15 protein-coding genes and 1 pseudogene are annotated in these 18,463 nt (G+C 41.7%); 4 read left to right on the top strand and 12 right to left on the bottom strand.

Annotated elements, in window-relative coordinates; genetic code table 11:
* Window positions 1-62: 62 nt before the first annotated feature.
* Window positions 63-1,073, top strand: coding sequence for a lactonase family protein (locus D8785_RS01980; RefSeq protein ID WP_181971073.1), 1,011 nt, complete (start codon window positions 63-65; stop codon window positions 1,071-1,073).
* Window positions 1,074-1,149: 76 nt separating this feature from the next.
* Window positions 1,150-1,335: pseudogene (locus D8785_RS01985) on the top strand (hypothetical protein).
* A 103-nt stretch (window positions 1,336-1,438) separates the two neighbouring features.
* Here D8785_RS01985 and eno read toward each other — a convergent pair.
* Window positions 1,439-2,743 (bottom strand): surface-displayed alpha-enolase, encoded by a 1,305-nt coding sequence (gene eno, locus D8785_RS01990; protein ID WP_006597394.1) that lies wholly within the window; start codon window positions 2,741-2,743, stop codon window positions 1,439-1,441.
* A 186-nt stretch (window positions 2,744-2,929) separates the two neighbouring features.
* Here eno and D8785_RS01995 point away from each other — a divergent pair, with 186 nt between their 5' ends.
* On the top strand, window positions 2,930-3,373 hold the full coding sequence (locus tag D8785_RS01995; RefSeq protein ID WP_125374302.1) for a DUF1694 domain-containing protein: 444 nt from the start codon (window positions 2,930-2,932) through the stop codon (window positions 3,371-3,373).
* A 156-nt stretch (window positions 3,374-3,529) separates the two neighbouring features.
* Here the strand turns inward: D8785_RS01995 and D8785_RS02000 are convergent, their stop codons facing one another.
* From D8785_RS02000 to D8785_RS02035, 8 genes are all read right to left on the bottom strand, one after another.
* Window positions 3,530-4,699: a glycerate kinase gene (locus tag D8785_RS02000; protein WP_125374303.1), complete on the bottom strand. Its 1,170-nt coding sequence runs from the start codon at window positions 4,697-4,699 to the stop codon at window positions 3,530-3,532.
* A 96-nt stretch (window positions 4,700-4,795) separates the two neighbouring features.
* A complete protein-coding gene (gene ezrA, locus D8785_RS02005) occupies window positions 4,796-6,520 on the bottom strand; it encodes a septation ring formation regulator EzrA (RefSeq protein ID WP_125374304.1) in 1,725 nt (574 codons plus the stop codon).
* A gap of 86 nt (window positions 6,521-6,606) precedes the next feature.
* The gene (gyrB, locus tag D8785_RS02010; protein ID WP_023023814.1) at window positions 6,607-8,556 is read right to left on the bottom strand and encodes a DNA topoisomerase (ATP-hydrolyzing) subunit B; all 1,950 of its coding nucleotides are present in this window, start codon (window positions 8,554-8,556) and stop codon (window positions 6,607-6,609) included.
* Window positions 8,557-8,568: 12 nt separating this feature from the next.
* The gene (locus tag D8785_RS02015) at window positions 8,569-9,132 is read right to left on the bottom strand and encodes an HAD-IA family hydrolase (RefSeq protein ID WP_120701770.1); all 564 of its coding nucleotides are present in this window, start codon (window positions 9,130-9,132) and stop codon (window positions 8,569-8,571) included.
* 177 nt (window positions 9,133-9,309) lie between these two features.
* The gene (locus tag D8785_RS02020) at window positions 9,310-9,867 is read right to left on the bottom strand and encodes a DJ-1 family glyoxalase III (protein ID WP_125374305.1); all 558 of its coding nucleotides are present in this window, start codon (window positions 9,865-9,867) and stop codon (window positions 9,310-9,312) included.
* Window position 9,868: 1 nt separating this feature from the next.
* A complete protein-coding gene (locus D8785_RS02025; protein ID WP_125374306.1) occupies window positions 9,869-11,113 on the bottom strand; it encodes an FtsW/RodA/SpoVE family cell cycle protein in 1,245 nt (414 codons plus the stop codon).
* A 16-nt stretch (window positions 11,114-11,129) separates the two neighbouring features.
* Complete coding sequence (locus D8785_RS02030) at window positions 11,130-12,137, bottom strand: YeiH family protein (RefSeq protein ID WP_125374307.1); 1,008 nt, start codon at window positions 12,135-12,137, stop codon at window positions 11,130-11,132.
* 1 nt (window position 12,138) lies between these two features.
* Window positions 12,139-14,598 (bottom strand): bifunctional DnaQ family exonuclease/ATP-dependent helicase, encoded by a 2,460-nt coding sequence (locus D8785_RS02035; RefSeq protein ID WP_125374308.1) that lies wholly within the window; start codon window positions 14,596-14,598, stop codon window positions 12,139-12,141.
* Window positions 14,599-14,756: 158 nt separating this feature from the next.
* Between D8785_RS02035 and D8785_RS02040 the strand changes: the two genes are divergently transcribed.
* Complete coding sequence (locus D8785_RS02040; RefSeq protein WP_125374309.1) at window positions 14,757-15,398, top strand: MBL fold metallo-hydrolase; 642 nt, start codon at window positions 14,757-14,759, stop codon at window positions 15,396-15,398.
* Window positions 15,399-15,591: 193 nt separating this feature from the next.
* Here the strand turns inward: D8785_RS02040 and ftsX are convergent, their stop codons facing one another.
* The 3 genes from ftsX to prfB form a co-directional block, all read right to left on the bottom strand.
* On the bottom strand, window positions 15,592-16,518 hold the full coding sequence (ftsX, locus tag D8785_RS02050; protein WP_123160463.1) for a permease-like cell division protein FtsX: 927 nt from the start codon (window positions 16,516-16,518) through the stop codon (window positions 15,592-15,594).
* Window positions 16,511-17,203: a cell division ATP-binding protein FtsE gene (gene ftsE / locus D8785_RS02055; protein ID WP_023023829.1), complete on the bottom strand. Its 693-nt coding sequence runs from the start codon at window positions 17,201-17,203 to the stop codon at window positions 16,511-16,513. The genes ftsX and ftsE overlap by 8 nt, the downstream gene beginning before the upstream one ends.
* 42 nt (window positions 17,204-17,245) lie before the next feature.
* Window positions 17,246-18,341, bottom strand: a protein-coding gene (gene prfB, locus D8785_RS02060) for a peptide chain release factor 2 (protein ID WP_111674402.1) whose coding sequence is annotated in 2 segments (ribosomal slippage) — window positions 17,246-18,268 and window positions 18,270-18,341 — 1,095 coding nt in all. Because the reading frame shifts where the segments join, the coding sequence is not laid out codon by codon here.
* Window positions 18,342-18,463 lie beyond the last annotated feature (122 nt).

Genomic DNA, 18,463 nt, shown 5'->3' on the forward strand with positions numbered 1-18,463 from the left:
TAATCGTTTTCCATCCCCTTCTTTTCTGATATAATGGAGCTATCAACAAAGTCGAGGTGCATGTGATGCAAGATATTTATTTCGGAACCTATACCAAACGAGACTCTAAAGGAATTTATAAGGCTTCCTTCGATGAAAGAACTGGTCAACTTAGCGACTTAGAACTAGTTGCTCAAGAGCCAAACCCAACCTATCTCGCTTTTTCAAAAGCTGGTTTCTTATACAGTGTGGGTGCGGAGCAAGGTCTTGGCGGCATTGCAAGCTTTAGTCCTGATCACCAGTTAATCAATCATGTGGTCGAGGAAGGGGCGCCCCTCTGTTATGTCTCTGTTGATGAGGCGCGTGGCTTGGTCTATGGAGCTAACTACCACAAGGGACAAGTCCTCTCATATCGCATCCATGAAGATGGTCATTTAACCTTTGTCGACCAAGCGACTCATCAGGGTTCTGGACCTCACGAAAACCAAGCGAGTCCCCATGTACATTATGCAGATCTCACTCCCGATAAGCTACTCATCACTTGTGATTTGGGTACCGATCAAGTAGTGGTCTATCAAGTCGATGATCTTGGTAAACTAACGAAGACTCAAACCTATCAAACAGCTCCAGGTGCTGGTCCACGTCATATCATTTTCCACTCTCATTACAAGACCGCCTACCTCATTAACGAATTAAACGCTACCATCGATGTCCTTTTCTATGACGGACTTGGCTACTTTGAACATTTCCAAACCATCTCAACCCTACCTAAAGATTATGAAGGTCAAAAATGGGCCGCTGCTATTCGCCTCTCAGAGGATGGGAAATTCCTCTATGCCTCAAATCGTGCCCATAACTCCATTGCAGTTTATGAAATCTTGGCAGATGGTAGCTTAGTGCTTCTAGAAATCGTTCCAACCAATGGACTCAATCCACGTGATTTCATTCTTAGTCCGGACCAAGAATATCTCATTGCAGTTCATCAAGATTCAGACAATGCCACTGTTTTTAAACGCGATAAAGCAAGTGGTCGATTGACTGAATTAAGCCATGATTTCCACGTCCCAGAGGCGGTTTGTGTCCTCTTCAACTAACAATCAAAACGCTTGCTAGTTTGGTTGAAAAATGATTAAATAGTGATAATAATAAATAGGTTATAGGAGAAAACTCATGAACCCAATGGATTTATTTAACCAAGTCAAAGAAATGATCGAAAAGAAAGATTTCGATGCTGCTAAAAAATTTATCGATGACAACAAGGATAACCTTGGTGACTACTTAGAATAAGCAAAAGCTCTTGTTGCTGGAAACGATCTAGTAAGTGGTGCTGTAGACAAAATCAAAGGTTTATTCTAATCACTAAAATTCTCAACCACATGGTTGAGAATTTTTGTTTAGCTCGATAGCAAAAAAAGATCCTTGAGAAAACTCAAGGATCTTTTTAGTCTAGTAAACTAGCTTATTTTTTCAAGTTGTAGAATGATTTCAATCCACGGTATTCAGCTACTTCACCAAGTTGATCTTCGATACGAAGCAATTGGTTGTATTTAGCGATACGGTCAGTACGTGAAAGTGAACCAGTCTTGATTTGTCCTGCGTTTGTTGCAACTGCGATGTCAGCGATTGTTGAATCTTCAGTTTCACCTGAACGGTGTGATACAACGGCAGTGTAACCAGCTTCTTTAGCCATTTCGATAGCTTCGAAAGTTTCAGTAAGAGTACCGATTTGGTTAACTTTGATAAGGATTGAGTTAGCAGCACCTTCTTGGATACCACGTGCAAGGTAGTCAGTGTTTGTTACGAAGAAGTCGTCACCAACCAATTGGACTTTCTTACCAAGACGTTCAGTAAGAGCTTTCCAACCTTCCCAGTCATTTTCATCCATACCATCTTCGATAGTGATGATTGGGTATTTGTTAACCAATTCTTCAAGGTAGTCGATTTGTTCTGCAGATGTACGAACAGCAGCGCCTTCACCTTCGAATTTAGTGTAGTCGTAGACTTTACGTTCTTTATCGTAGAATTCTGATGATGCACAGTCAAATCCGATGAATACGTCTTTACCTGGTACATATCCAGCAGCTTCGATCGCAGCAAGGATAGTTTCAACACCATCTTCAGTTCCTTCGAAACGAGGAGCGAATCCACCTTCGTCACCTACGGCAGTTTCCAAACCACGTGATTTAAGGATTTTCTTAAGAGCGTGGAAGATTTCAGCACCGTAACGAAGAGCTTCTTTAAATGTAGGTGCACCAACTGGCAAGATCATAAACTCTTGGAAAGCAATTGGAGCATCTGAGTGAGAACCACCGTTGATGATGTTCATCATTGGAGTTGGAAGAACTTTAGTGTTGAATCCACCAAGGTAGCTGTAAAGTGGGATTTCAAGGTAGTCAGCAGCAGCACGAGCTACAGCGATAGACACACCAAGGATTGCGTTCGCACCCAATTTACCTTTGTTAGGAGTACCGTCAAGAGCGATCATTGCACGGTCAATAGCTTGTTGATCACGAACATCGTAACCGATGATTGCTTCAGCAATGATGTTGTTTACATTGTCAACAGCTTTTTGAGTTCCAAGACCACCGTAACGAGATTTGTCACCGTCGCGAAGTTCAACCGCTTCGTGTTCACCAGTAGAAGCTCCAGATGGAACCATACCACGTCCGAAAGCACCTGATTCAGTATAAACTTCTACTTCAAGTGTTGGGTTACCGCGTGAGTCTAGGACTTCGCGAGCGTAAACATCAGTAATAATTGACATTTCTTACTCTCCTTTGAGTTTAAATTTTTTACACCTCTATGATACCTTAAAAATACGCGTTTTTCAAGAAAAAACGTTATCTTTGTGCAGATTTTCCTTAACTTTAGCAAGAAATCGCTTTCTTTATCTTGAAATCCAGCTCCATTCGTTTGTCATTTTGTAGTTAAAGTATGATATACTATTCTTATGACTGATCTATCTAAAGAAATTATGGAAAAGGCCCACGGTGGCTTAAAATTAAATCCTGATGAACAACGTCGCTTTCTAGGTACTTTTGAAGAGCGCGTCCTAGGGTATGCTGATTTAAGAACAAGCAACAGTCCTCAGCTTCAAAAGGGCTTTTTGAAGGTGCTTAAAAGCTTCAGTGAGCAAGCTGACCCTCTCTTTGTAAAAATCTCCCCAAATGTTGATTCTAGCGTCCAATTGAGCTATCTAAAACAAGCAAAAGAGTTCGGTTGCCAGGCGACCATTGTTTCGGAAGATCACGACTCCTCTCCTTTTGGGCTCGTGATACATACAGATGCACCAGTGACCACTACTGACAAGGACCTTCGCTCTGCTTTTGCAGATCTCTGGGAGGAAGAAAAGAAACCGAGCAAACCTTCTCTTTGGAAGAAATGGTTTGGTTGATCATGACTGTCACATAGTCATTTTTATCAATCGTAAAATATTACATAGAGGCTGGGACAAAAGTCCTAGCCTCTTAATTGTCTTTGGATTGTCGAGCAAGACGCAGTGGTTGAGTGGGCTCTACTGCGCTGATTTCATCAGCTTTTACAGCCCCACTCAACTGTGCGGAGGTGGGACGACGAAATCGAATTCTAACGAATGACCGATTTCTGTCCCACTCTCTATGCTTAATAGATTTCCGATATTTCTAGCTGTAAAGAGAAGATTTTCCCTTGCGTTCTTCAGAAGTTGGTCTAAACTATCAGGGTGTTTCGTTATGGAAAAAGCTCCGACTATATTTTCAAATGGGAGACTTGGTAAATCATCTGCAAGACTTCCACAAATAGCTATGACAGGGATTCCCTTTGGGGTTCGTCTCGCAACTCCTATCGGAGCTTTTCCTGATAGACTTTGATGGTCCAGTCGCCCCTCACCGACAATGACCAAGTCTGCATTTGCTACCTTTGAGTCAAAGTCGATTAGCTCTAAACAAGTTTCAATTCCTGAAACAATCCTTGCATGCGCGAAGGCACAGAGACCTGCCGCAAGGCCACCACCAGCTCCCATCCCTGCTTGGGTCAACACACTAGGACAGTTCTTTTCATAAAAGCTGTAAATAGCTTGATCCACTTTATCAAACATAGTGGGGCTAAGCCCCTTTTGTTTTCCAAAAATATAGGTTGCTCCATCTAGTCCACATAGAGGGTTCGACACGTCTGCTAAGATATGTATCTGGACATCCTCTGGAATCTTTATCGCTTTCTCTTTACGGATGGAATCACACTTTAAAAGACTTTGTCCACAGGCCTTCAATTGCTTTCCTTCTCTATCATACAATTGATAGCCTAGACCTACTGCAAGACCAAGCCCACCATCATTGGTGGCTGTTCCTCCAACCCCGATATAAATATCCTTTTTTCCTTTATTGATCAAATAACAGATCAGTTCTCCAATTCCTCGGGTCTCTATGTCAAGTGGATGACGTTGATCAACTGGAATTTTTCCTAAGCCGATCAAGTCGGCTACTTCAAAGAGAGCCAGAGTTTCCTTCTCCACATACCGCATTTCTACCGGCTTTCCAAATGGACCTGTAACAAGGGCAAAGGTTTCCTTCAAGTCTAACGAGTATCGGATGGCATCCACTGTCCCTTCCCCTCCATCTCCAATAGGACAAGTAATCGGTTCTACATCGATAATAGACTGTCGCAAGCCTTCCGCAATCATTTCCGCTACTTCTTTCGCGGGTAGGCACTCTTTGAATGAATCTGGAGCAATTAAAATTTTCATGGAGTCACCTCCTTTATCTCTTTCTATGTTGGTATTTTCCATCACACCTTATCTCCATAAAAAAACATCCAGGAATATTCTCCTGGATGTTTTGGATTAGAATCGGATGGATTCTCTTGTTTTTTCATATGAGCTAACAAATCTCTCTGTTACTCCTGGTTCTACTGTTTCCAATGCTTCTGAAATGACTTTGAAGGAAGCAGGATAGTCATACTCTTTTTCAAAAATGTACAAAGCTTCATCAAAAGCTGCTTGGACATGATCATCGAAGGAACGATAACGATTTGAGTATTGAAGCAACTGCTCTGTTAGAGTAGCGTATTGTACCAGTTTATAAGTTTCTTCCTCTAACTCTGTCATATCGTTGGTCAAAATATCCAGGAGACGATTGACGTTTTCAATATTGACACGACGACCTTCTAACTCAGCCAAGAGAGCTTCTGTGTTATCACTTGCAGTGAAGAAGATAGTAAGGAAGGATTGAGGAATTCCAGGTAAGTTACGCTTATCCATGTAGCGCTTAATAGCATGCAAACGGTTGGCGTAGATATTTACCTTTTGACGAGCATTCGTATCGTCTTTCTCAATCTTAGACAAGGTTTCGCTCAGTGCAATTTGATCATCTTCAATTTCCTTCAGACGTTCTTCAATCGCTTCTAACTCTTCTTGAAGAATAGAGTAAGCTTTTTGAGTTTCAGATGTATCCTTCAAGGCATCCTCTACAACAAGCTCTTGAGCTGTTAATTCAGCTTCTAACTCCTTCAAGTGATTTTCCTTGAGTACTTTGCTTTCAAATATTTTGCTGAGACGTTCAACTTCTTCTGCTAAACTCTTATTATTTTCCTTAGCATGGGCAAGGTAACCTGGTAATGCTTTGACCAATTTTTCAACCACTTTGTGTGATTCGATTTCACGAGTGAAAATATCATACAAGGCGTTGATTTCTTCTTGAATCTGCTCATTCTCATAGAGTGCATTATCTAATTCAAGAGCAGCAACATTGGCAAGATTGGCTTTCAATGCCGCATGCAGTTGTTGGAAACGTGCTTCCAAGTCGGTCTCTGTAAAATGATAACCAGATTCCAATAGTTTGCGATAACCAGATTCCAAATCTTCCAATTGGTCAGGAAGAGTTGTTTGTAGATCCTTCACAATTGCAGGAACTTTTTCAACAATGTGAGTCAAGGCTACAATATGGTTTTCTGCTGTGTCAAGAATTTCAGCAGCTTCAACAGGGTCACCTGATGAATTCAAGGTTACAAATTTTGAAAACTCAACTTGAATATTTTCAGATTGCTTCTCAATTTCGGGAAGCGCTGGGCCATACGCATCTGGATCAGAAGCCACTTGTTTTTGCAAGTTTTCAAACATATCCAAGGCATGAACAACTCGACCGCTATTCATTTCTTCTTTTTCTTTTAATTCAGATAAAGCTTGACGGATGGCCTTGATATCTTCATCAATTAATTGAATCTGACTCTCAATATTTCCAATTGCTTGCTTGGCTTTTAAAAAGCGGAAAGAATTGTTGTAGCCTTCTGCTTCAAAGAGGTTGTTCTCAATATCGGCAAAAGAATTGAGGGATAGGTCCACCCATTTTTGATTCCATTCACGAAATGCAACTTGACTTTGACCAATCAAATGCATATTCTTCACAGCCTCTACTTCATCATTTACTGGAAGGTTATACAACTCTTCTTTTCGTTCTTCCAGTGCAGCTAGTAAGGCTTCGTTACGCTTTCTCAATAAGACTGCCACTACATATCCTAAAACCAAAAGGACCCCAATGACAATAATGAGAATAATTAGTCCACGAGACATATAAAAACTCCTTCATTAAATTACTTGAAAGTAATCGTAGTTATTATATCATAAATATTCGAATAATTGGCAAATATCGCAGAATTTTATACATCAAGTGTACTATATTCGGCATTTTCTTCGATAAATTCACGGCGAGGTTCTACTCGATCTCCCATGAGCATATCAAAGATCTTATCTGCTTCTGCTGCATCATCCACTGTTACACGAGCCATGAGGCGGTGTTCTGGGTTCATCGTTGTTTCCCAGAGCTGATGATCATCCATCTCACCCAAACCTTTGTATCGTTGAATCGTTGGTTTGGAGCGACCTTCAGAATAGCGTTCTAGAGCCGCAGCCAATTCTGCTTCTTGGTTGACTCCTGGTTGAATGTATTCTTTGATCTCACTGCCGACTTTTACACCATAAATTGGTGGTTGGGCGATATAAACATAGCCAGCCTCCAAAACGGGTTTCATATAGCGATAGATCAAGGTTAGGAGGAGGGTTCGAATATGGGCTCCATCGACATCGGCATCCGTCATGATGACTAATTTTTGATAACGGGCTTTTGATACATCAAATTCTGCACCAAAACCGGTTCCCATAGCTGTGAAAAGACTACGAATTTCTTCGTTGGCTAAAATCTTGTCCATGCTGGCCTTTTCCACGTTGAGGATTTTCCCACGAATAGGGAGAATTGCCTGAAACTCCCGGTTCCGACCTGATTTAGCAGATCCTCCGGCAGAATCTCCTTCGACGATGAAGAGTTCTGTCTCAGCTGGATTGTTAGATGAACAGTCTGCTAATTTACCAGGGAGGTTTGAGATTTCTAAACCAGATTTCTTGCGGGTGACTTCACGGGCTCGCTTAGCAGCAACACGCGCTTTTGCAGCCAGAATTCCCTTTTCAACAATTTTCTTGGCAATCTGCGGATTTTCCAACAAGAAATCAGAGAAGGCATCGCTGAACAAACGGTTGGTAATCTTCACCACTTCAGAGTTTCCAAGTTTGGTCTTGGTTTGCCCTTCAAACTGTGGATTTGGGTGTTTGACAGAAATGACGGCTGTCAATCCTTCCCGAACATCTTCCCCTGTGAGATTTTCTTCATTGTCCTTTAGAAGTTTATTCTTACGAGCATAGTCGTTGATAACACGGGTTAAGGCTGTACGGAAACCTTGCTCATGAGTTCCCCCTTCATGGGTATGGATGTTATTGGCAAAGCTCATGACGGTTTCGTGATAACCAGTCGTATACTGCATAGCCACTTCAACCGTGATATCATCCATTTCGCCATCAGTATAAATCGGAGTTTCGAAGATGACATCCTTGTTTTCGTTGATGTATTCTACATAACTAGCAATCCCACCTTCATAGTGGTAATCTTTCGTTTGCTCCTGGCCTTCACGCTTGTCTGTAATCGAGATCCGTAAACCACGGTTCAAGAAAGCCAACTCTTGAATCCGTTTGTTCAATTTCTCAAAATCAAATTCAGTTGTTTCTGTGAAAATTTCTGGGTCTGGAGTAAAGTGGACTGTAGTACCAGTTCGATCTGTTTCACCGATCACTTCAAGATCTGCAACGACTTGACCGCGTTTGTATTCTTGGTAATGAATTTGGCCATTCTTATGGACGTGTACATCTAGCTGAGTCGACAAGGCATTTACGACGGATGATCCAACACCATGGAGTCCACCAGAAACCTTGTAACCACCACCGCCAAATTTTCCTCCTGCATGGAGAACGGTAAAGACAGTTTCTACTGCCGGACGGCCTGTTTTTTCTTGAATATCAACCGGAATTCCCCGTCCATCATCGATGACTGTAATCGAATTATCAGCTTCGATAAAGACTTCGATATGGCTAGCAAAGCCAGCAAGGGCCTCATCGATAGAGTTATCGACGATTTCCCAGACCAAATGGTGAAGACCTTCTTTAGAAGTGGATCCGATATACATCCCCGGACGCATCCGAACTGCTTCTAAACCTTCTAAAACCTGGATCTGACTGGCATCATATTCTTGGCCAGTCGTTTCTTGTTTCAATTCTTCTGTCATTCTTTCCCTTTTCTAATTAAAAATATAGGCACTTAATTGATCCATTGAGTCAAACAAATAGGTCGCCATGCCAGCTCTCTGGCCAGCTTCAATATCGATCGGGCGATCTCCAATCACCAAGCCTGACTCAATCGCATACTTGTCTTTTAAATACAACATGGAAGTAGGATCTGGTTTACGTGGAAAACCGTCATCAGCTGTCACTACTTCTGTAAAGTAATGACGAATCCCTGTTTTTTCTAGGATGGTCTCTACATGATGGTCACGGTGAGAAACCAAAAAATGACGGGCTCCGTCTGCTGTCAGACGATCCAATAACTCCTCAGTCCCCTCGAATAAGCAGGGGATTTCAAGAGCTTTCTTCTCTCGCTTTTTATACTCTCCCAAAAAGTCTGGAAAGTCTGAGGCAAATTGCTGAACAGCATAATCCGTTGAAACCTTTAAAGCTGCATAAACAGAATCATGATCAGCCTCCCTTTGGAAATACTGTAAGGTCGCTACAAAAGCTTTTGTAGAGGTCTCATAATTGTCCAATAAAGTCCCACCAAGATCCCATATAAAATCATGATAATCCATAGCTTCAATTATACCATAATTTTCGAAAAATTGCTTGTAAAGTCAATGTTTTCACGGTTTTTTTACAGTCTTCTCCCTCCTATTTTACTTTCATTCAAAAAGCATTTATATTTTAAGAAATCCAGACGATAAAAAATGAAGGCAGGAAATTTCTACCTTCATTTTTCTTCTCACCATCTAAGGTGCCGACGTTCCAAAAACATCTTGATAGAGCATGCCTTCTCTTAATTTTGCTGCATCTCCACCAAAATGGTTGACCAGTGCATAAGAAAAAGCAAGTGCCGTTGCAGGGCCCCGACTGGTCAAGATGTGACCATCCTGAACCACCGCTTCTTTCACATAGTGTCCTGTTCCAATTTCTTTTTCAAAGCCATCATAGCAGGTGTAGTGTTTTTTATCTAGCAGGCCTGCCCGATCCAACACAATCGGAGCTGCACAAATAGCCGCAAGACTTTTTCCTTGTTCATGGGCTTCTTTTAAAGACTGAATCAAGCCTTCATGGTCGCGTAGATTCGCCGCACCAGGCATCCCTCCTGGAAGGACAATGCCATCAAAATGATCCAATGAACCGGACCAGACCTCATCTACCTTCACTGTGATGCCATGAGAACCTGTCACTTCTTGATCAAATCCAACCATCTGACACTCGATTTCTGCTCTTCTCAAGACATCGACAACGGTCAAGGCTTCTATTTCCTCAAACCCACTTGCTAACATAACTGCTACTTTTGCCATATCAAATGATTCCTTTCTCGTGTAGTCGACTGAGTTGTTTTTGCCTCAATAGTCGACTTTCTTTTTTTCGTTCTTCACTTACCCGATTTTGATGGCTCATCGATAACAACAAGCCAATCCCAATGAGGTTACTAACAATAGCTGATCCCCCTTGTGAGATAAAAGGCAAGGGAATTCCAGTTAGAGGCAATATTCCTGTTACAGCCCCAATATTTTCAAATATGTGGAAGACTAACATCATAATAAACCCAGTCGAGATATAAGTATAAAACTGGTTATTGGATTTCAGAGTAATCCGCAACATTTTATAGACTAAAAACATGTATAAGAGGAGAAGAACCAAACCTCCTACAAATCCAAAATCTTCCGCAATGACCGTAAAAATCATATCACTCTCTCGGACAGGGATCAACAGGTTGGACACATTAAAGCCTTGCCCCAAAAGACCTCCGCTCGCAATCGCTAGCTGGCCTTGAGCCTGTTGAAAAGTCATAGTTTGAGCATAGTCAAAAGGATTCAACCAGGCTAAAATACGATTCATCTGATAGGTAGGCATCCCCAGAGTTTGATGGAGAAAGGCTCGCCCACCGTTTGATAGAAAGACGACCAAAAAGAGAGCAATCCCACCTACGAGGGTTAAAAAGACTGGTAAAATGATTTTCCAGGAGACCCCTGAAATGAGGATGACTCCTGAGAAAATCGCCATAAATACCAAGGAAGTTCCAAAATCATGTTGAAAGGCCAAGAGTCCAAGAACTGGTATGGTGTAGGCCGCAATTTGTACAATTAGAAAAAAGTCTTTTTTAAGCGTCCGATCTTCGTCCCTATTGTTTCGTAAAAAATGAACAATCGAACGAGAGACCATCAAGATATAAGAAATTTTCATAAATTCTGATGGTTGAAAGAGGCTAATCCCCTTGTAGGCTACCCAGTTTTTAGAACCAGTCGAAGCAACCAAGTTTGGGTTGTAAAAATAAAGGGGCAAAACCATTAAGACCAAACCAAAGACATACAAATAAGGCGTCACTTTCCATAAAAATTCTGTATTAAAAAGCATGACGACAAAACTAATCATACAGCCCAAAATAATCCAGGCAACCTGTTGCCCTAAAATAGGCCAAACCAGGTCAGGATAATCATTTGAAACTGCAATGTAGACTGCCACCACTCCAAATGCCAATAATAACAAAACAGTGGTGATCAAGGAGAAATCTCCTCTAAGTTTGAAAGACTGACGTCTCTTCATTTCATCTCCCTTTCATTTAGATTCCTAAAAAGTATTGAAGTAGCAGACTAGAAATGGATACAGCTACCCAGGCAACAAGGCCAATAAGAAGAGGAGCTACCCCCTGCTTGCGAAAGGCTTGAATAGACACTTGACTTCCAATGCCAACCAAGGCCATGGCCATCAAAAATTGCGATAACCATTTACAGAACGGAATCCAAGAACTTGGAAACCAGCCAAAGGAGGTTACTAAAGAGGCCAAAAGGAAGTAGAAAATAAACCAAGGAACGATTTTACTTAGTTTCACTTGCTTCCCTTCTCGATCCTGTTTTGTCCGTCCTAGAAGCTTTAGCCCCAGCATCCCAAAACAGATTGGAATAATCATTAAGGCCCGTGTCAGCTTGACAACAGTCGCAATTTCACCAGCTTCTTTACTATAGGAAAATGCCGCTGCTACAACAGATGAAGTATCATTAATGGCCGTTCCTGCCCAAAAACCAAATTGCTGATTTGTCATCGCAAGAAGGTGACCAAAGAAAGGAAAAAGGAAGACCGCTAAGATGTTGAAGAAAAAGATGGTCGACATGGACAGAGCGATGTCGTTTTCATCAGCTTCTAGAACAGGGGAAGCCGCCGCGATTGCAGAGCCTCCACAAATTGCTGTCCCCATTCCAACCAAGGCTGTTAAGATCTTTGGAGCTTTTAAGAGGTAGCCCACTGCAAAAGCAGAGAGAAAGGCAATACTGATGGTCGGTAAACTAACGATCAAAGAAGACAGTCCCAATTTGGTCACCTTTTGAAAGGACAAGGTAAAGCCCATTAAGATAATCGAATATTGCAAGAGTTTTTTCCCTGAATAGGATAGACCTGATCTACTCGTTTGAGGCAAAAGTTGGCTGGCATTCAACAGGATACCACACAAGATAGCAAAGAGACTAGAGCCAAGGATAGGCACTGCTTTTCCTAATACCATAGATAGTCCTGCTGCAAAAGCTGCAATCATAAGGCCTGGAAGATACTGGCTCCAATTAGATATTTTATTCATTTTAACTCCTAAATTGTTCAACAACTTCTTTTACTTCTCCTGTCTTAGCGATGACAAGAGGAGCTATTTTCTCCAAACTGGCTTGAATCTGCGAGCCATATTGACGGTTTAATAAGCGTTGATCTAATAAAATAACCAGAGATTCTTGCTCGCTTGAACGACTCGAGCGTCCAAGAGCCTGCTTTAGGCGTAAAATCGCTAGAGGCAAACTGTAATCATAGAAAGGATTCTTCCCCTCTAGACGCAAGGTTTCATGTAGCTTTTGTACGAAAAAATCACTTGGATTATCAAAAGGAATACGAGGAATGACTTGAATGATTTTTGCTTGCTGGGCAAAATCGACACCCTCCCAAAAGCTACCGGATCCTAAAAGGACGGAAGCTTCCCCTCTATCAAATCGCCGTTTAATATTTGCCGCTTCACCATTTTTATACTGAGCCAGATGACTCACTGTCATCTGATGTGAAGTTGCTAAAAGCAAGTCTTTGGAAGTAAACAAGGCAAAGAGAGGCAAGCCAGTAGCTGCTAGCTCATCCAAATATCGGGCTAAAGAGATTGCTAATTCCTCTTGAGTTAGGTTGGTCAAATCAGGAAATTCTCGATCAATGAAGATGGTTTGACCTTGATGGTAGGACAGTTCTTTCCCAATGAATTGGTAGTTCTCAATTCCTAAAATCGAAGCTAGGTTGACCTTTTTACTAATCGATAAGGTGGCTGATACCAAGAGAAGTCTGGTGGTCGTCGGAATAAAGTCCTGAAGCGAAACTAAGCCCTCTCTTCCCGATTGCAGTCGAATAATCGGATGCTGGTCCTCTTGTGTCCGGTCAATCCAAAAAATTTGAAAACGAGGGTCAAAGACCGTTTTTAATTCCGCTAAAACTGGACTATCTAGTTCAGATAAATCCTGGCGAATCTTTTGAACCTGTTCTGCTCCCAGTTCTATCTTTTTGTTGCCTGATTCAAGATGTTTGAGGATGGCATTCAATTCAAATTGGAGACTTTCAAGGATTCGCCGTTTCAACAAGGATTTTTCTGTTTCTATCTCACGCTGCAGATCTAGCATGAAATCAGATAGTGATAAGGAAGCCCTTGAAAACTGCTCCAATGAAAAATAAAGTTTTTGTGCTTCATCCACCACTAGGGTTCGATTTTCTACCAATGAAGGATCGTCCTCTAAACGAGTCAATAGATAGGCATGATTGGTAAGCACGACTCGGCTCATTTTGGCTTTTTCTTGACCGAGACGCCAAAAATCTTCTGTGTAAAATAAAGATTTTTTTGATAGGTTCCCATCATGACGGATCCGTTGAACAAAATTCCCGTAGCGATGAAGCTGCCCCACTTCGTTTAGATCACCTGTCCTTGTTTGAGCCAACCAGACCAATAATTGCATTTTGAACCGATTCCAGAGGCGATTTTCCTCAGGTTCATGCAAAATTTGATAGAAGGCATCTAGTTTTAAATAATTTTGAGGACTCTTTAAACTATGAAAAGAGGTCTGAAAAACGTCCTCAATCATCTTTGCTTCCTGCTGCATGATTTGGTCTTGTAAGACCTTGGTCGGAACACTAACAACAATCTGGTCCTTTGTATGCGCTAGTAAAGGAAGGAGGTAGCCATAGGTTTTTCCAATCCCAGTAGGACCCTCAACAAAGGTGGCTACATCTCTAGAGGACTGAAGACTTTCTTCGATTGCCTGAGCAAATTCTTTCTGCAAGGGGCGGGGTTCCATCCCCATTAACTGGATATTAATATCAAACTGATCAGAAAAATTCTTAGCATCTCTGCTGATAAGAGGTTTACGAAGAAAAATACCATGATGGGATGTTAAGTCCTCACCATGAAAAACTACCGTATCCTCGAAAGCATCCTCTATCAAGAGTCTCGACTCGTAAATTAGATTATCAGAAAATGGCAGCAAGGTTTCCACCAATTCTCTTGGGAGGGAAGCAATCGTTTCACGAATTTTAAGGAAGAGCTGGGCGGTTGCTTGGGCATCTGAGATGGCTGAATGGGCATGGTCCAAGGGGATCGCTAATTCTTCGCATAAGCTACTTAAATTGTATCTTTCTAAGGTTGGGAAAAAGACTTGAGCCAATTCAACCGTATCGATCCGGGGTGTTATGAGCTCAAATCCTTCCCAAAACAAAGATTCTGCCAAGAGATTGGCATCAAATTTGACATTATGAGCCACAAAAACAGCATCTTCAATCATTTCGTAAACTTGTCTGGCCACTTGTGAAAAATCAGGAGCCTTTTTTAGTTGCTGATTGGTAATTCCAGTCAGTTGGCGAATATGTTCGTCTAGTTGTTCATGCGGGTTGACGTCTGTCTCATAGGTCTCTACAATCTGCCCATCTTGGATGATGACAATCCCGATTTGAATTATTTTTGCATTGCTGCTTGCACTGGTTGCTTCCAGGTCCACGACAGCATATTTTCTTTTAACATTCGTCGTCATAGCACTTAAAATTATATCATTTTCCGACTCGCTTTGCTTGGGTTTTTATGACATTGAAGGAGCCAAATCCAACCAAGCGATGATTCTTCGGTTTCTAGAGGCGTTTTAGTCAGCTATTTTATAATATTTTTGATAGACTAATAGAGAAAGGAGCTCTTATGAAAATCCACCGTATTGTCAACCCCATCGCTTATGAAAACACCTACCTACTTGAAAACGAGCACGATCTTCTCGTTGTTGACCCTGGCAGTGCTTGGGAAGATATCCGAAAGCGCATTGATCATCTCGCAAAACCAATTGCTGCTATTCTCCTAACCCATACCCACTACGACCATATCATGAGTTTAGAGAAAGTGCGGGAAACTTATGGCCATCCACCTGTTTATGTAGATGCTCATGAAGCGACCTGGCTCCAAAGTCCTGTGGACAATCTTTCCGGGCTAGACCGCCATTCTGACTTAATGGATGTGATCTGCCAGCCAGCCGAAGAGCATTTTGATTACCGAACAGCTTACCATTTGAAAAACTTCCATTTTTATGTCCTTCACACACCCGGACATTCCATCGGAGGTGTCTCTATAGTTTTTCCTAACGATCATCTCGTCTTGACAGGTGATGCCCTTTTCCGAGAAACCATCGGACGGACCGATTTGCCGACAGGAAGCGGTCCCCAACTCCTAGAAAGCATCGAGACACAATTGCTCACTCTTCCCTCCTCTTACGCAGTTTACCCAGGTCACGGAAATGATACCACCATCGGTCATGAAAAAATGTTTAATCCCTTCTTTCGAAATCGTTAAAAAAAGAGAGTGGGACAGAAATCGGTCATTCGTTAGAATTCGATTTCGTCGTCCCACCTCCGCACAGTTGAGTAGGGGCTATAAAAGCTGATGAAATTAGCGTAGTAGAGCCCACTCAACCACTGCGTCTTGCTCGACAATCCAAAGACAATTGAGAGGCTAGGACTTTTGTCCCAGCCTCTCTTTTATATTCTTAAATCTTCAAAAAACGTCTCATTGAAATAGATGAGCCAATCGCTCCAATTAAAATACCGAGACCAAACAATCCACCGACCATAATCGGAACAAGAATGTTTGGACTGTATAAGAACAATTTCTGATCTTGTAGGGTATTGTACATGGACTTGTAGACAATATTATAGACATAATAGAGCAAGAGAGCAGGTGGAATTGCACCAATCAAGCCAATCCACGCACCTTCCAAAAGGAAAGGAGCACGAATATAGCCACTCTTAGCACCTACCAGACGCATAATCTTGATTTCTCGACTCCGTGAAATAATGGTAATCCGAATCGTATTGGAAATCAAGAAGACTGCGATAAAGATTAGTAAACCGGCACCAATCAAGCCCCAAATACGGATGAAGTTCCCGAGAGCAAAGAGACGTTGAGTATCAACTCCTCCATCTTTTACTTCAGACACCCCTTCAATTTTCTTAGCGGCTTTGGAAACTTCTTTCACATATTTAGGAGCCGTTGTCTCTACAAAATAGGCATCATAGAGAGGATTGGCATCCCCATCAAAAATTTTCCAGTTGTTACCGGCAGTCTTGATCAAGTTTTCATATTGTTCTTCCTTGCTAGAGAACTCAACCTTATCAACATTCTTCATGGCTGTCAACGCATTATAGACTTTCTTGTAGTCTTCATTATCAACCATCTGCCCTTCTTTTTCTATCTGCGGGCTTTGATCTTGGATATCCTTGCGCATATAGACAACAATTCGTACACTATTTTGAATATCATCTGATAGCTTGATCGTATTCGCAATCACTGAGGCAAAAATCGCTACTAGTCCGAGTGTAATCATCACCGAACTAACCGCAGCAATGGTCATCCAGCCATTCCGTTTTAAACTTTTAAATGATTCAATGAGATGGCGGAAAAATCTTCTAATCATCGTATCCGTACTCTCCTTCCGCTTCATCCCGTACAACACGTCCATTTTCAATGGCGATAACACGGTGACGAAGTGTATTTACAATTTGGCTATTATGAGTCGCCATCAAAACAGTGGTTCCTTGTAAATTAATTCGCTCCAAGAGGTTCATAATTTCCCAAGAATTATCTGGGTCCAAGTTCCCTGTCGGTTCGTCCGCGATCAATACTTTAGGATTGTTCACAATAGCACGCGCAATGGCGATCCGTTGTTGCTCACCACCTGAAAGCTCATTTGGAAATGAACGAACCTTGTGTTTCAAACCAACAAGATCTAGCACTTCCATAACGCGTTTCTTAATGTTGCGACGACGCTCTCCAATTACTTCCATTGCGTAGGCAATATTTTCATATACCGTCTTTTTAGGAAGCAATTTGTAGTCTTGGAAGACTACCCCAACATTTCGACGCAACATCGGAATATCGCGTTTTTTAATTTTATCTAGGTCAAAACCAGCTACTTTCAAGGTTCCTTTATCATGTTTCACCTCACGGTAAAGCAAGCGAATAAAGGTTGATTTCCCTGCACCAGAAGGTCCTACAATATAGGCAAATTCTCCTGGTTCAATATGAACGGTCACTCCTCGAAGAGCTGTCGTTCCATTGTCATACTTTTTGACAACATCTTTCATTTCAATCATTGACATGTATTGAAAATTCCTTTCCACAATTTATATAGAAGGAGGGCTTTAATTGAGACGCCATTTTAAATAGGCATCAATAAAGCCATCAATATCTCCGTCCATTACTTTATCAACTTGGGCTACTTCGTAACTCGTACGATGATCCTTCACCATGGTATATGGTGTAAAGACATAGGAGCGAATCTGACTTCCCCAGGTGATTTCTTTTTTATCACCCTTTAAGGAGTCCACCTCAGCCGCCTTCTTTTCTTGCTCCAATTGATAAAGTTTTGCCTGCAACATTTTCATTGCACGGTCACGGTTTCCGTACTGAGTCCGGTCAACCGTCGAAGCCACTACAATCCCTGTTGGGATGTGGGTCAATCGAACACCTGTTGAAACCTTGTTGACATTTTGTCCACCAGCTCCACCTGAACGGAAGGTATCCATCTTGATATCATCATCTCGGACTTCCACTTCAATCGTATCATCCAATTCTGGCATGACTTCAACTGACGTGAAGGAAGTATGACGACGCTTAGCTGAGTCGAATGGCGAGATCCGTACCAAACGGTGGACACCCATTTCTGATTTCAACAAGCCATAGGCATGCGGTCCTTCGAAGGACAGCGTCACTGATTTAATCCCAGCCTCGTCTCCTGCCTGATAGTCCAAGACTTCCACTTTGAAACCATGAGCATTTCCGAAGCGGGTATACATCCGAAGGAGCATATCTCCCCAGTCCTGAGCCTCAGTACCTCCAGATCCTGGATGGATTTCCAAGATTGCATTATTATTATCATAGGGTTCTGATAAGAGAAGCGTCATTTCATAACTGGTCATCATCTTATCCAACTCTATCAACTTCTCTTCTAGCTCTTCGTGAACGGATTCATCTTCTGAGAGAAACTCAAGAAGGATTTCGGATTCATCAAACAAGTCTGTCATTTGATGGAAATTCTCGTAGGTTTGTTTCAACTCATTTAATTCCTGAGATGTCTTTTGCGCTGCAATATTATCATCCCAAAAATCAGGTTCTGTCATTTTGTTTTCCAAAATGGCAATTTCTTCTTCCAGACCCTCTAAGTCAAAGAGACCCCCTGAAAGAAGCTAATTTTTCACGATTCGCGTCAATTTTCTGACGGATTTCTGAAATATCCATAAGTACCTCTTTCTAAGTATCAGTCTATTATACCACAAACCCCGTCATTTGCACATAGTAAGAGATAGTAGGAATCATTTATCCTACAAAAATCGCATAAAACCAAGCCGTTGTCACTTCCC

The sequence above is a fragment of the Streptococcus australis genome, assembly GCF_003943615.1.
Classification (GTDB): domain Bacteria; phylum Bacillota; class Bacilli; order Lactobacillales; family Streptococcaceae; genus Streptococcus; species Streptococcus australis_C.